This window comes from Streptomyces sp. NPDC059900 (assembly GCF_050270335.1).
Taxonomy (GTDB): Bacteria; Actinomycetota; Actinomycetes; order Streptomycetales; family Streptomycetaceae; genus Streptomyces.
The window spans coordinates 1-13,051 of record NZ_JBNNJZ010000216.1; the positions used below are offsets into that span (position 1 = coordinate 1).

At 70.7% G+C, this 13,051-nt stretch carries 18 protein-coding genes; 10 read left to right on the forward strand and 8 right to left on the reverse strand.

What is annotated here, in order from left to right:
• Nucleotides 1–436: aldo/keto reductase (locus ACQKIP_RS25100; RefSeq protein WP_427744128.1), on the forward strand; the 436-nt coding region annotated here is incomplete at its 5' end.
• Nucleotides 437–457: 21 nt separating this feature from the next.
• Nucleotides 458–850, forward strand: a complete 393-nt coding sequence (locus ACQKIP_RS25105) for an NUDIX hydrolase (RefSeq protein WP_365857102.1) — start codon at nucleotides 458–460, stop codon at nucleotides 848–850.
• Nucleotides 851–922: 72 nt separating this feature from the next.
• Here ACQKIP_RS25105 and ACQKIP_RS25110 read toward each other — a convergent pair whose 3' ends face one another.
• Both ACQKIP_RS25110 and ACQKIP_RS25115 read right to left on the reverse strand, forming a co-directional pair.
• Nucleotides 923–2,059 (reverse strand): PQQ-dependent sugar dehydrogenase, encoded by a 1,137-nt coding sequence (locus tag ACQKIP_RS25110; protein WP_365856402.1) that lies wholly within the window; start codon nucleotides 2,057–2,059, stop codon nucleotides 923–925.
• Nucleotides 2,060–2,315: 256 nt separating this feature from the next.
• The gene (locus ACQKIP_RS25115) at nucleotides 2,316–3,467 is read right to left on the reverse strand and encodes a hypothetical protein (RefSeq protein WP_365856400.1); all 1,152 of its coding nucleotides are present in this window, start codon (nucleotides 3,465–3,467) and stop codon (nucleotides 2,316–2,318) included.
• 238 nt (nucleotides 3,468–3,705) lie between these two features.
• Here ACQKIP_RS25115 and ACQKIP_RS25120 point away from each other — a divergent pair, with 238 nt between their 5' ends.
• Entirely contained in the window at nucleotides 3,706–4,317 is a 612-nt protein-coding gene (locus ACQKIP_RS25120; protein WP_365856398.1) for a dihydrofolate reductase family protein, read from the forward strand.
• Nucleotides 4,318–4,351: 34 nt separating this feature from the next.
• Here ACQKIP_RS25120 and ACQKIP_RS25125 read toward each other — a convergent pair whose 3' ends face one another.
• Both ACQKIP_RS25125 and ACQKIP_RS25130 read right to left on the reverse strand, forming a co-directional pair.
• Nucleotides 4,352–5,530 (reverse strand): hypothetical protein, encoded by a 1,179-nt coding sequence (locus ACQKIP_RS25125; protein WP_365856396.1) that lies wholly within the window; start codon nucleotides 5,528–5,530, stop codon nucleotides 4,352–4,354.
• A gap of 138 nt (nucleotides 5,531–5,668) precedes the next feature.
• Nucleotides 5,669–6,085, reverse strand: coding sequence for a TOBE domain-containing protein (locus ACQKIP_RS25130; RefSeq protein WP_365856394.1), 417 nt, complete (start codon nucleotides 6,083–6,085; stop codon nucleotides 5,669–5,671).
• A gap of 186 nt (nucleotides 6,086–6,271) precedes the next feature.
• On the opposite strand from ACQKIP_RS25130, the gene ACQKIP_RS25135 reads away from it, so the two are divergent.
• From ACQKIP_RS25135 to ACQKIP_RS25160, 6 genes are all read left to right on the forward strand, one after another.
• Nucleotides 6,272–6,667, forward strand: coding sequence for a TOBE domain-containing protein (locus ACQKIP_RS25135; protein ID WP_365856391.1), 396 nt, complete (start codon nucleotides 6,272–6,274; stop codon nucleotides 6,665–6,667).
• 109 nt (nucleotides 6,668–6,776) lie between these two features.
• The gene (locus tag ACQKIP_RS25140) at nucleotides 6,777–7,229 is read left to right on the forward strand and encodes a hemerythrin domain-containing protein (RefSeq protein WP_365856389.1); all 453 of its coding nucleotides are present in this window, start codon (nucleotides 6,777–6,779) and stop codon (nucleotides 7,227–7,229) included.
• A gap of 63 nt (nucleotides 7,230–7,292) precedes the next feature.
• Nucleotides 7,293–7,772 carry a MarR family winged helix-turn-helix transcriptional regulator gene (locus tag ACQKIP_RS25145; protein WP_365856387.1) on the forward strand — a complete coding sequence of 160 codons (480 nt, stop codon included), beginning with the start codon at nucleotides 7,293–7,295 and terminating at the stop codon, nucleotides 7,770–7,772.
• Nucleotides 7,773–7,783: 11 nt separating this feature from the next.
• On the forward strand, nucleotides 7,784–8,257 hold the full coding sequence (locus ACQKIP_RS25150) for a MarR family transcriptional regulator (RefSeq protein ID WP_365856385.1): 474 nt from the start codon (nucleotides 7,784–7,786) through the stop codon (nucleotides 8,255–8,257).
• Nucleotides 8,258–8,400: 143 nt separating this feature from the next.
• Nucleotides 8,401–8,565: a DUF5993 family protein gene (locus ACQKIP_RS25155; RefSeq protein WP_365856383.1), complete on the forward strand. Its 165-nt coding sequence runs from the start codon at nucleotides 8,401–8,403 to the stop codon at nucleotides 8,563–8,565.
• Nucleotides 8,565–9,203: a disulfide bond formation protein B gene (locus tag ACQKIP_RS25160; protein ID WP_365856381.1), complete on the forward strand. Its 639-nt coding sequence runs from the start codon at nucleotides 8,565–8,567 to the stop codon at nucleotides 9,201–9,203. Before ACQKIP_RS25155 ends, ACQKIP_RS25160 begins: the two co-directional genes overlap by 1 nt.
• Nucleotides 9,204–9,321: 118 nt before the next feature.
• Here ACQKIP_RS25160 and ACQKIP_RS25165 read toward each other — a convergent pair whose 3' ends face one another.
• A complete protein-coding gene (locus ACQKIP_RS25165) occupies nucleotides 9,322–9,486 on the reverse strand; it encodes a hypothetical protein (protein WP_365856379.1) in 165 nt (54 codons plus the stop codon).
• A gap of 122 nt (nucleotides 9,487–9,608) precedes the next feature.
• Nucleotides 9,609–10,595: a GlxA family transcriptional regulator gene (locus ACQKIP_RS25170; RefSeq protein WP_427744130.1), complete on the reverse strand. Its 987-nt coding sequence runs from the start codon at nucleotides 10,593–10,595 to the stop codon at nucleotides 9,609–9,611.
• A 70-nt stretch (nucleotides 10,596–10,665) separates the two neighbouring features.
• Between ACQKIP_RS25170 and ACQKIP_RS25175 the strand changes: the two genes are divergently transcribed.
• Nucleotides 10,666–11,646, forward strand: a complete 981-nt coding sequence (locus tag ACQKIP_RS25175; protein ID WP_365856377.1) for an NADP-dependent oxidoreductase — start codon at nucleotides 10,666–10,668, stop codon at nucleotides 11,644–11,646.
• Nucleotides 11,647–11,802: 156 nt separating this feature from the next.
• Here the strand turns inward: ACQKIP_RS25175 and ACQKIP_RS25180 are convergent, their stop codons facing one another.
• Nucleotides 11,803–12,822 (reverse strand): Gfo/Idh/MocA family protein, encoded by a 1,020-nt coding sequence (locus ACQKIP_RS25180; protein ID WP_365856375.1) that lies wholly within the window; start codon nucleotides 12,820–12,822, stop codon nucleotides 11,803–11,805.
• Between the two features lie 144 nt (nucleotides 12,823–12,966).
• Complete coding sequence (locus ACQKIP_RS25185) at nucleotides 12,967–13,041, reverse strand: FAD-linked oxidase C-terminal domain-containing protein (RefSeq protein ID WP_427744133.1); 75 nt, start codon at nucleotides 13,039–13,041, stop codon at nucleotides 12,967–12,969.
• Between the last annotated feature and the right edge of the window lie 10 nt (nucleotides 13,042–13,051).

Genomic DNA, 13,051 nt, shown 5'->3' on the forward strand with positions numbered 1-13,051 from the left:
CGACCGGGACGTGGTCATGCTCTCCGGCCGCTACACCCTGATGGACTCCAGCGCGCTCGACTCACTGCTGCCCGCCTGCACCGAACGCGGCGTGTCGGTCGTGGCCGCCTCCGTCTTCAACTCCGGCCTCCTTGCCACCGACCGGCCCGACGCGGACGCGTTCTACGACTACGCCCCCGCCGCGCCGGAGCTCCTGGAGCGGGCGAACCGGATCGCGGACGTCTGCCAGGCGCACGGCGTGACGCTCCCCCAAGCTGCCATGGCGTTCCCGCTGCACCACCCCGCCGTTGCCGGAGTCGTGGTCGGCATGCGCACCGCGCAAGAGGTACGACGCAACCTCGCCGCGTTCGACACGCACATCCCGGCACAACTGTGGTCCGACCTGCGCGGCCAGAACCTCCTGGACGAACGCACCCCGACCGGCACCACGCCGTGAGGCCGGTGCCGGTCCCCCGAGATCCTGGTGTTCGACCACGTCGGCATGCCGGACGCCGGCACCCAGATTCCCGCCGGAGGGGTCAAGCCGGGCGAAGGGACGGAGGAGGCGGTGCTGCGCGAAGTCGCCGAGGAGACCGGCCTGCTGACAGCTGCCGTGGTCCGGCCGATCGCCATGGAGGACAAACCTCATCCCGGCACGGGACAGCCGCGCCGCACCACGTTCTTCCTCCTGCGGGTACCGGCTGGCACGTCCGATGCCTGGGTGCACCACGTCCGGGGCGACGGAGCCGACGCGGGCCTGACCTTCGCATGCCGGTTCGTCGCGCTGCCCCTCGACCGGCCGCTCGCCGACGCTCAGGACGCCTGGCTGGGCGAAGTCGATCCGGGCTTCACCACGCGCTCGCGCACCTGAAGAGCCACGCCGTGCCCGTCTCCCCGCACCGGAGCCGGGCACGGCCTGCGCGGCTTGGTCATGCGGTGATCGTCACACCGGGTCGATGCGGTAGACGCTGCCGCCGATGTCGAGCACGTACAGCTCGCCCCTGCCGCCCTGCACGAAGGAGATGACCTCGCCGCCGTTGACTCCGAGGTCGCTGGCGCCGGTCACCTTGCCGTCCTTCATCTGCAGGGCGCGGATGGTGCCGTCGCAGTAGTCGCTGAAGACGTACTGGCCCCTGAGGTCCGGGATCGCCTTGCCCCGGTAGACGTATCCGCCGGTCACCGAGCAGCCAAGACCCGTGCGGTCGTACTCGTACACCGGCGGGACGTGGTTCGCGGGCTCGGTGCCGTCCCGGAAGGGATGGTTGCCCTCCATCTGGGACCAGCCGTAGTTCTCGCCGCCCTTGCTGCCGGCCGGGGCCCGGTCGATCTCCTCCCAGGCGCTCTGGCCGACGTCACCGATCAGCAGGTCGCCGGTGCCCGCGTCGAAGGAGAACCGCCAGGGGTTGCGCAGCCCGTAGGCCCAGATCTCGCCCTTCGCCTTGGGGTCGCCCACGAAGGGGTTGTCCGACGGGATCGCGTACGGCTTGGCGCCGCGCGGGTCGATCCTCAGGAGCTTTCCGAGCAGCGTGTCGAGGTTCTGCCCGTTGCCGTGCGGGTCACCGCCCGAGCCGCCGTCGCCGAGCGCGATGTAGAGGTAGCCGTCGGGGCCGAACTTGATGTCGCCGCCGTTGTGGTTGGGGTAGGGCTGCGTCTGGGTGAGGACGGTACGCCGGGTCTCCGGCCGGATCTTGCCCTTGCGTACGGCGAACTCGTCCACGGTGCTGGTGCCTTCGAGGTTCGTGAACGAGATGTAGAAGTGCGCGAACTTCTTGTCGAACGCGATGCCGAGGAGACCGCGTTCACCGTCGGTGGTGGTCTCCTTGGATATGTCGAGGACAGGCTCGCCGAGCCCTTGACCGCTCAACACCCTTACGGTGCCTGCGCGTTCGGCGATCCAGACCGTGCCGCCGGGGCCCGCGGCACCGGCGGAGGGGTTCGCGGCCGTCGTCACTTTGGTGAGCGCGACCTTCGGGGCCTGGCGCGAGGCGGCGGGCTCGTCGGCGGACGCGGTGGTCAGGGCGAGGGAAGCGACGAGGCACAGGGTGCCGATGATCGCCGTACTTCTGGTGCGAACGTTCACCGTGATCCTCCTGGAGGCGGCGAAGGGGGAGGTCACCCGGCTGCTGGGGGCAGAGGTCATGGGGGTGCGGCCGCCCGCGCCAGCACGCAACCCGGGTGGGGGGATGGTGTGCTACTGGCCACGGATGAGGATACGGGGACAGGGGTGGCTGGTATAGACCAAGGCGCTCTTCTGTCCGAAACGCTGCCGCCCCGGGCCGGGCCGGCTCTCAAGGCGGGCGCGCCGGCGGCGGAGCCGGTCTCCGCCGCCGTCCGTCCTACTTGTTCGGGTCCCGGAAGCGGCCGAACGCCTTCGTGAGGGCGCTCAGCGGCGAGCCGTCCGCCTTGGCCGCCCCCGCTGCCGGCGGCCGGGGCACGCCGTCGCCGCCGCTCACCTCGGCCAGCGCGGCCTGCGCCGCCTCGGCCGCCTGCTGGTACAGGTCGCGGGACTTCGTCATGGCCTCGAGCGCCTCGGCGTACCGGGTCACCATGCCCTGCGCGTGGGCCAGCTCCTCGTCCGGGGTGAGCAGGTGCCAGCCCTGGCGCAGCTGCGTCAGGGCCCGCTCGCCCTCGGCCGGCAGCGGCAGCGGAAGGGCCACGAACTCCGCGATCCTGTCGAGGAGTTCGGTCGGCTCCGAGCCGTCGAGGAAGACGTTGCGCACCGTGAAACGCTCCGCGTCATAGCCCGCAGGCTGCGGTGCCGGGGGCAGGACGACGGCGCCGCCGCGCGGCATCCGCACGCTCAGCTCACGCTTCATCGCGAAGTCGGCGATCTGCGCCTGCTCCGGCGTGCCCCGGTGCTCGATGACCCGGTGCCGCAGGCCCGGCGGCAGGAACGCCGTGACCGGCTGGAGCCCCTTGGCGTCCGGCGTCATCGCTTCGTGCACCACGACATGGATGAACCAGCTCTGCCGGGTGCAGTCCCGCAGCAGGTGGCGCAGCTCGTCGTCGTCCTTGGGCAGGTAGTTCACCGTACGCAGCCGCACGTCCGCCGCCGTGTCGTGGTCCCAGGGGACCCGGTCGCTGTCCGGCCAGAACATCAGGGCGGGCGAGGGCCAGCGCGCGTCCCACACCTGCTCGGCTTCGGCGGCCAGGACCCAGGTGATGCCTCCGCCTTCCTTGCGGCGGGCCTCGGCGTCGTACAGGGTCAGCTGTGCGCGCACCGTGACCTCGTCGGCCACGCGCCAGCGCGCCTCGAAGAGGCGGCGGGCCGACGGGCCGGGGTCGGCGGACTCGTCCCGCGGGTGCAGGACGGTGGTGCGGGCCGCCTCGACGGGGTCGAGGTCCAGGAAGTCGTCGAGCACCCCGGCCGCCTTGAGGGCGATCAGGTTGCGCCGGACATCCTGCTCGGGCTCGGGCCCGAGGTGGCGCCCGCGCCCCAGCCACGCGGTGTCGGGGACGGTGGTCGTTGAGGTGTTTTTCTTTGACATGGAGTCGTTCTGTGAGTGGTCGGGGCCCGACCAGTATGGACCGTGGACCTGGCAATGGGAGGAGTACCCCGCCCTCGTTCAACGACGCTGCCGGACGGACGGTACGTAGAGATGGCAAGCTCCTGCGAACCCGCCATCACAGGGCAAACAGGGTCGGCCGGACCGATGAGTCTTTGTGCGCCACGATGTCTGAAGGGGGGCGGGACATCCACGTCCCCCGTCAGGAAGGTGGTGCGTGATGAGGTTGGTACTGCAGCAGTTTCTGTCGCTGGACGGCGTCTACCAGGGTCCGGGGGCGCCGGACGAGGACACCAGTGACGGCTTCGAGCGGGGCGGCTGGTTCGTGCCGCACCTGGACGAGGAATTCGAGCGTCTGGCGGGCACCTGGCTCGACAGGGCGGACGCTCTTCTGTTCGGCCGTCGTACGTATCTGAATTTCGCGCGGGACTGGCCGAAGATGACCGATCACCCGTTTGCCCGCATCATGAACGGCCTGCCGAAGTATGTGGCATCCGACAGCCTGACCACGGCCGGCTGGGACCCGACCACGATCCTGTCCGGCGACATCCCCGCGCAGATCGCCGAGCTGAAGCGGCAGCCGGGCCGCGAGCTGCAGATCCACGGCAGCGGCCGGCTGGCCCAGTCCCTGCTCGCCGCCGGTCTGATCGACGAACTGCGGCTCGCGATCGCTCCTGTGGTCGTGGGCGAGGGCCGCCGCCTGCTCCCGGACGGCGGCGCACCCGCCGGCCTGCGGCTGCTGAGCAACCAGACGACGCCGGGCGGCCTTGCGATTCACGTCTACGAATCGACGGGGCTTCCGCAGTACGGGACCTACGGGGGCGGCGCGTAAGCGGGCCGCCCGCTCGGCGGGCAGGGCGCCGGGCTCAGCCGCCCCGCTTGAGGCGTACGACGACGGGGGCGCCGAAGGGGTCACCGGACTGGTTGACCTGGACGTGCCCGGCGCCCAGCCACTCGTCGGTGCCGGGCACCCGGTGGATCTCCTCCAGCCACAGCGACTGGTTCGATGCCTTGCGGGCGCCGGTCGACACGGGCAGGCGGTGGCGTTTGATCTTCACGCACTTGCCGTCGTCGGTCAGGTACCAGTTGCCGTCGAGGAACAGCCCCTTGTCCTCCTGGCCCACCGGGGTCCGCAGCGTGCAGCCGCCGGACGCTTCCTGCTGCTCGGCCCACTTCGAGCCGTCCCAGCGCAGCCGGATGTACTCGTCATCGGGTTCGGGCTCGACCTCGCCGTGGTTGAAGGAGTTGAGGCCGTACGCACGCACCTCGCCGTCGTCGAGCGCGAAGACCTGGTCGAGGCCGGCGCCGGGCTCGGGCGGCAGAGGCTCCTCGAAGCGGGCCTGCGGCGTGTCCACCTCCTTCCAGGACGTGCCGTCCCAGTGCATCGAGGCGGGCTGGCTGTACTCCTCGCCGCTGTACTCGGTCTCGGTGCCCGGCCCGGTCGAGCGGCTGCCGACCGCCCAGACGTCGTCCGGTCCCACCACGGCGAGGTCGGCGGGTTCGTACGGCAGCCGGGTCGCGGTCCAGCGGGTTCCGTCCCAGTGCTGGGCGGTCTGCTCGCCGGTGAGGGCCCAGACGTCGTCCGCGCTCGCGGCCTCGAAGTCTCCCGGATTGCCCGGCGGGGGGTCGGGCACGGCGGACCAGCGGGTGCCGTCCCATTTGGCCCAGCGGTTCACGGCAGCGGGGTCCTGTGACCCTTGCGGGCGCAGCCACAGCTCTGCCTCGCCGATCTCTTCGAGCTTGGGCGGGTAGGCGGTGGGCCCCAGGGCTTCGGGAAGGGGCTCGCGCTTCCACTTCGTACCGTCGTAGTGCAGCAGGCGGGCGTTGGACTTGCCGTTGTTCTCGGAGCCGACGGCCCAGATGTCGTCCTTGGCCAGCACGGCGACATCGGTGAGCTCTCCGCTGAAGTCCGCGATGTGCTCGAACTCCCAAGCCAGGGCGCCCGCAGGGCCCTTCGGCCGGTCGTCCTTGCCTGCGGACCCCTCGGACTCCGCGCCGCACCCCGCAGCGGTGAACGCGGTGGCCAGCACGGCGACGGCCGCCACTCCCCTGTACCTGATTCCCCTGGCCCTGTGGATGGCTGCTCCCCCTTGCTGCTCCTCGGCGAGCGGGCAGCCTACCCGGTCGGGCACCGGCGGGCCCGATCCGGCATCAGGAGGTTGGTGAGGGGCCAGGAGGGCGGCTCAGACCGCGAGAGAGATCTCGGTCGACTTGATCAGGGCGACGACGGAGGTTCCGGAGGCAAGACGCAGGTCGGCGACGGCGTCCTTGGTGATGGCGGCGGTCAGTTCACCGCCCCGGACGGAGACCTTCACGGCAGCCATGGCGCCACCGGTGGCGACGTCGGTGATGGTGCCGGGGATCTGGTTGCGGATGGACAGGCCGTCGACCGGGCCCGTCGCCAGGGAGACCTCGGTGGACTTCACGAGGGCCCTGACCGCGGAGCCCTCGGCGAGACCGAGCTCCTTGACGGCCTCCAGAGTGATCGCGGCGGTGACGTACTGTCCGCCGTCGAGACGCACCTTGACGGTGGCCATCACCTCGCCGGGGGTGACGGCGGTGACGGTTCCGGCGATCTGGTTGCGGATGCTCAGACTCATGAAGAAACGCCTCACAGGTGAGTTCGGTACTGCTGTGCCGGTGATGCTCCGTCAGGCTGCGGGCCCGTGGCGATTCACACGTTAATGCCCCGATAGCAAGCCGCGGCAGGCACCGCGCCGTTCGGGGCGCGCCCTTCGGGTGCCCCGGCACGGCGCGCACGCGCCACACCGCCTAGCCTTGCGCGCATGCAGCGTTACACAATCGGGCAGGCGGCTCGTCTGCTGGGCGTGAGTCCGGACACCGCGCGACGGTGGGCCGATGCCGGGCGAGTGAACACCCATCGCGACGAGGGCGGACGCCGGCTTGTCGACGGGCGGGATCTGGCCGCCTTCTCGGTCGAACTCGCCAAAGGCGGCAGCGAGGACGAGGACGCCTCCTACACCTCGGTCCGCAACGCCTTTCCGGGCATCGTGACCGCCGTCAAGCTCGGCGACGTCGCGGCCCAGGTCGAGATCCAGGCCGGTCCGCACCGGCTGGTCTCCTTGCTGACCAGGGAGGCCGTGGAGGAGTTGGGCCTGGAGGTCGGCATGGAGGCCACCGCCCGCGTGAAGTCGACCAACGTGCACATCGACCGGAGCTGACGCACCGGCCGCGAACGGGCCGGCCGACGTGCGCGCGCGGAGGGTGACACCGGCCGTCCGCGCGCGTGGCGTGCCGCCCGGGGGCGCGGGACTCGCCTAGAAACACTGCATGTGCCACTACTGCGGTTGCCGGGACATCCCCCTGATCAAGGAGTTCATCGCCGAGCACGAGCGGGTCACCGACGCCGCGGGCGATGCGATGCGCGCCCTGGAGCGCGGTGACACCGAGCGTGCCCGCGCGCTCGTGGACGTGATGGCCCGCGAGCTGGAATCACACTGGCGGGGCGAGGAGAACGGCCTGTTCCGGGTGATGCGCAAGGATCCCGAGTACGAGGACTACATCGCGCACCTGGAACTCGAACACCGGGAGCTCGCGGCCCTGTTGCCCGCCCTGGATCTGACGGACCCCGCCGATGTGCGCACCCTTGTGGAGGCCGTCGAGGAGCTGCACCGGCACATCGCCAAAGAAGAGGACGGCCTGTTCCCCGCCTCGCTGACGGCACTCGACGGCGAGGAATGGAACCTGTCGATGGCGGCCTGGCGCGAGGCGCACCCGTCCTGAGCGTGCGGCGCCTCCTCCGGGTTTTAGTAGCCATGGACATAGTAGCCATGTACTCTATTTGGCATGAGCAAGGGTTCTCCGGGCCCCACGCCCGGCTTCCTGGTATGGCGGCTCGCCAACAAGTGGCGCGTCGCGGTCGATCGCGCGGTGGCCCCCCTGGGGCTCACGCACGCGCAGTACTCGCTGGTCGCGTCGCTGTACGGCATGCAGCGCACCAGCGAACGGCCCAGTCAGCGCCAACTCGCCGACCACACCGGCCTGGAGGCGTTGTACGTCTCGAAGCTGGCGCGCGCCCTGGAGTCCGGCGGCCTTATCGAGCGCACCCGCGATCCCCGGGACCCGCGTGCCGTACAGCTCGCGCTCACCGAGCAGGGCGAGGCCGTCACGCGGCAGGCGATCGAGGTGGTCCAGGAACTGTTGCAGCAGTTGCTCGAGCCCCTCGGCGGCCTCGGCACCCCGCGGACGCGTGCGTTCACCGACGAGCTGACGACCCTGCTCGACACACCTCTGGTCCCATCCGTACCGAACGACGAGAGCACCTAGGGGACATCGCCATGACGACCACCGCAGCCACCAGCACTTCGCCAACCGCCACCGCGCCCGCCGCCGACGCCCGCGGCCTGGCGCTGGCCCACTACGCCGCCCGCGGTGTCCTGGAGCACGTCCTGGCCCGGCACGGCGCCACGTTCCAGGAGCAGGTCACGCTGCGCGCCGCCCTCGCCTCCGATGTCCCGCTCACACCGGATGGTCTCCTCCAGCAGATCCAGGGGTCCCTCAAGGCGGATCCCTCCGACATCCGCGCCACGCTCGACCAGTTGCTGGCCAAGAAGCTGCTCGTCGCCGACGGTGCGCACCTTCGCCCCACCGAGGCGGGTCGCGAACTGTTCGCTGCCATCTCTGCGGAGGTCGCCCCTGTCTCCGCGCGCATCTGGGGCGGGATCCCCGCCGAGGACCTGGCCGCCGCAGGCCGTGTCCTCGCCCTGGTCACCGAGCGCGCCGGCGCGGAACTCGCGTCACTGACCGCCTGACCTGCCGCCTGGCCTTCTGACCCGCACAGGGCTACGGCACACCGGACCTCCCGGGGCCCGGGTTGGTCCCTTCCCGTGGACCGATGGCGCGTCCCGGCCGCCCTGCCGCGGTGCGGTCATCGGCCCGGATACCTTCCGCGCCCATGGACACCCTCATCTTCGGCGGCCTCCTGGCCACTTTGTACGCGCTGCACCGCCAGCGGTCACGTGCCGTGCTGCTCGGCGGCTGGTGGATCATGCTGGTCCTGACGATCATCCTTCTCTCCCATCACATCACCAGCGGTCTCAAGCTGGGGCTGAGCTACTGATGAGCGCCCTGCGGGCTCCGCTGCCGGGCACCGAGCGCCTGCACGTCCTGGGCAAGGTCCAATACTGGTTCGCCTGTTTCTTCGCCGTCGGCTGGACCGGCGTGGTCTGCGGCGGGCTCGGCGTGCAGTTCGTCTCGTGGGACTATCCGTGCCCGCTGTGCATGGTGCAGCGCATGTTCATGCTGCTCGCCGCGCTGGGGGCCGCGTACATCGTGCGCCGGGGCATGACCGGCACGATCACGGGCCGCGACTACATGATGGGCTGGGGGCTGGCTCTGGTCGCGGCGATGTGCGGCGCCTTCGCGTCCTGGCGGCAGACGATGCTGCACATTTTGCCGGGCGACAAGGGCTACGGGGCGCCGGTGCTCGGCCTGCACATGTACGTATGGGCCTGGATCCTGTTCATGGCCTCGGTGGTGGCGATCGGCGTCGTGCTGGCCTTCGCCCACTCCACTGCCGACACCACGCTGCCGAGATCGGGCGTGTACTGGGCGGCGGGTCCGGTCGTGCTCGGCTTCCTCGCCCTGGTGATCGCGGTGAACCTGGTCGCGGTCTTCCTCCTGGAGGGCTTCCACTGGTTCCTGCCCGACGACCCGGACCGCTACCGCTTCTTCTACGACGTCGGCATCCTGAACTGACCCCCTCCCCCGGCCCATCTCCCCGGCGTGATCGACGCGTTGCGCGCCTACGGGTACGACTGCGGCGCCCCACCGTCCCGTACGGGATCGGGTGAGGCGCCGCGGTCAGGCCGTCAGCCTAGAAGTCCAGGTCGCCGCCCGGCTTCCGGCCGGGCTCGGGGCGCCGGTTCTCCTCGACCCTGTCGACCTCGTTCTGCTCGTCCTGCCGACGGGGCTGCTGCTTGCTGCGCTCCTGCTCGCGGCGGGCGCGGGCCTTGTCCTGGGGGGACTGACGGTTACCCATTACTGTTCCTTACTTTCAGTGCACGCACCTTTGCGTGCAGTAACGAAATCCAGTGCAACCCCACCCTGGATAGCTGGCTGCTGCATGTAACTGTGCGTGCCGAAATGGCGCGACGAAACCGGCTAAGCACCGCCGACCGCGGCCCCCGCCTGGAACGTCTTCCGGTACATCTGCGGCGACACCCCGATGGCCGCGTGCAGGTGCTGCCGCAGTGACGTCCCGGTGGCGAAGCCGACCTCCGCCGCCACCCGGTCCACCGACAGGTCACTGGACTCCAGGAGTTGCCGGGCCCGGTGCACCCGCTGCTGGATCAGCCACCGGCCGGGGCTCGTGCCCGTCTCCTCCTGGAAGCGGCGCGCGAAGGTCCGCGGGCTCATCCGGGCGTGCGCGGCCAACTCCCGCAGGGCGAGCGGCCGGTCGAGGTGCTCAAGGGCCCAGGCGCGGGTGGCGGCGGTGCCGGTGACGCCCTCGTCCGGGACGGGCTGCTCGATGTACTGGGCCTGGCCGCCCTCCCGCCACGGCGGGACGACGCAGTGCCGGGCCACCCGGTTGGCGACCGCGCTGCCGTGATCGGAGCGCACGACGTGCAGGCACACGTCGACTCCGGACGCGGCGCCCGCCGAGGTGAGCACGTCGCCGTCGTCGACGAAGAGCACGTCGGGGTCCAGGGCGAGGTGCGGGAACATCCGCCGGAAGTGGTCCGCCAAGGCCCAGTGCGTCGTCGCGGGCCGCCCGTCGAGCAGACCGGCCGCTGCGAGCGTGAAGGCGCCCGTGCAGATGGACACGATCCGCGTGCCCGGCCTGATCCGGGCGAGCGCGTCACGCACCGGATCCGGGAGTTCGGCGGTGATGCGCTGCATGTCGTAGGGGGGCACGATCACCGTGTCCGCGCCGTCCAGGGCCTCGGGACCGTGCCCGACGGTGACGGTGAAGTCGGCGTTGGTGGCCACCGTGCGGTCCTGGGTCACCGCGCAGGTCACCACCTCGTAGGCGCCGGGAACCATCGTGAAGACCCGGTTCGGGATACCCAGCTCGAAGGGGTAGACGCCGTCGAGCGCGAGGACGACCACCCGGTGCGGGCGGTCGGGGAGGAATTCCATCGAGGCCATGGCACGATCCTATCGCTTAATGGCAATCTTGCCATTGCCGAGGTCAGACCCTTGTCGCAGGCTGGGTCCCATGACCACGAACGCCACACCTCAGACCGCAGACGCAGAGCCCACCATGAAGGCGATCACCCAGGACGTCCTGGGCGACCCCGACGTACTCAAGGAGGTCGAGGTCGCTCGCCCCAAGCCCGGCGTCGGCCAGATCCTCGTCGCCGTGCACGCGGCGGGCGTCAACCCGACCGACTGGAAGCACCGCAGGTTCGGCGCCTTCCTGGGCCGGCCGCCCTTCACGCTCGGGTGGGACGTGTCGGGCGTCGTCGAGGCGGTCGGCATCGGCGTCTCGCTGTTCAAGCCCGGGGACGAGGTGTTCGGCATGCTGCCCTACCCCTACGGCGCCGGCTCGCACGCCGAGTACGTGACCGGCCCCACCCGCGCCTTCGTGCCCAGGCCCGCCGGCCTGAGCCACGTCGAGGCGGGCGCGCTGCCGCTGGTCGCGCTGACCGCCTGGCAGGCACTGGTCGACAACGCCAGGGTGGAGGCGGGGCAGCGGGTGCTGGTGCACGCGGCGGCCGGCGGCGTGGGCCATGTCGCGGTGCAGATCGCCAAGGCGCGCGGCGCGTACGTCATCGGCACGGCGTCCGCCGCCAAGCACGACTTCGTGCGCGGCCTGGGCGCGAACGAGGTCATCGACTACCGCAACGCCGACTTCGTGAAGGAGGCCCGCGACATCGACGTGGTCCTCGACCCGCTGGGCGGCGAGGACCGGCTGCGTTCCCTGGAGGTGCTGAAGCCGGGCGGCATCCTGGTGTCGATCCTGCCGGGCAACTTCGGCGAAGTGGCCGCGCGCGCAGATGAGTTGGGCGTACGGGCCACGGACATGCTGGTGGAGCACGACCAGGCGGGCATGGCGGCGATCGCGGCGCTCGTCGAGTCGGGCAAGCTGCGGGTCCACGTCTCGGACACGTACCCGCTCGCCGAAGCGGCCAAGGCCCACGCGGAAGGCGAAACGGGCCGCGTCACCGGCAAACTGGCCCTCACGATCCGCCCGTAGCCGGTCCGTTCACGGAACCCCCGCCCTTACTGCACGGTGGGGGTCTTCGTAACGGGTCTGCGTCCATGGTGTCCGGATGGCTGGGTTCAAGGGGAGGTGGCGCACATATCCACATGACATGCCTGCCGCCTCCCGGCCCGCGGAAGCCGGGTCGCCCTACTCGTACAACGCAGGCCGCTCCACCATCTCGACCGTGACGCGTCCCCCCTCCCGCTGCGACACCACACCCGCCTCGCACACCGCCGATGCCGCATAGCCGTCCCAGGTGCTCGGGCCGGTGATGTCGCCTCTGCGGGTGGCGTCCACCCAGGCCTGTACCTCGCGGTCGTAGGCGTCCTCGAAACGTTCGATGTAGTCCGGAGGGACGTGGCCTCCCCAGCGGCCGGCGGCGCTGACGCGGGGGCCGGGTTCGTCCCCGATGCGTACGGTGCCCCGTTCGCAGACGGCCTCGGCCTGTACCTGGTAGCCGTAGCCGCAGTGGCCGAAGATCTCGACGTCGACGAGGGCGCCCGACGCCGTCTCGAACAGGATGAACTGGGGGTCGTTCATGCCCGCCGGTGCGTGCGACGTGGGTGTCGGCTTGTGCACGGTGACCGCCGTGATCTCCTGGTCGAGCTGCCAGCGGGTCGCGTCCACCTCGTGCGATACCGAGCTGCTGATGAGCATCTCGTCGGTGAACCCCGGCGGCATGTCCAAGTTGCGGTGCCGTTGGTGCAGCATGAGGGCCCTGCCCAACTCGCCGCCGTCGAGCAGCCTTTTGAGCTTCGCGTACTCGATGTCGTAGCGCCGCATGAAGCCCACCTGGACGCGTCGGCGGCCCAGCCGCTGCTCCGCCTCCAGGATCCGCAGCGCGGAGGCCGTGTCCGGGGTCATCGGCTTCTCGCACAGCACCGGCAGATCGCGGCCGAGGGCTTCGATCAGGGCCGATTCGTGGGCCGGGCCGGGCGAGGCGATGAGGACGGCGTCCACGTCCTGCGCCGCCAGCGCGGCCGACGGTTCGGTGTAGGCCGTGCATCCCTCGATCCCGCCGGCGAGGGACTTCGCCCGGTCCGCCTCGATGTCGACGACGGCCGTCACCCGTGCTCCGCTGACGACCTCATGGAGCCGGCGTACGTGGTCCGCGCCCATCTTCCCGGTGCCGATGACTGCGACGCCGAGTCCTCGCTGAGATGCCATGAGGTGATGTCTTCCCTTCTGGTGCAGGAATTTCCCGCACCTCATCCCCCGCGAGAGGCAACCCTCTTACCGGCGCGCCGTCAACACGTCAGCGGCGAAAGCCGGAAGGTCTGCCGGGACGGGCCGCGTCGCCCGGAGCCGGGTTCAGGACAACACCTTGCCCGGGTTCAGTACGCCGTGCGGGTCGAGCGCCTGCTTCACGGCCCGCTGCATGGCCATGGCCTCCGGC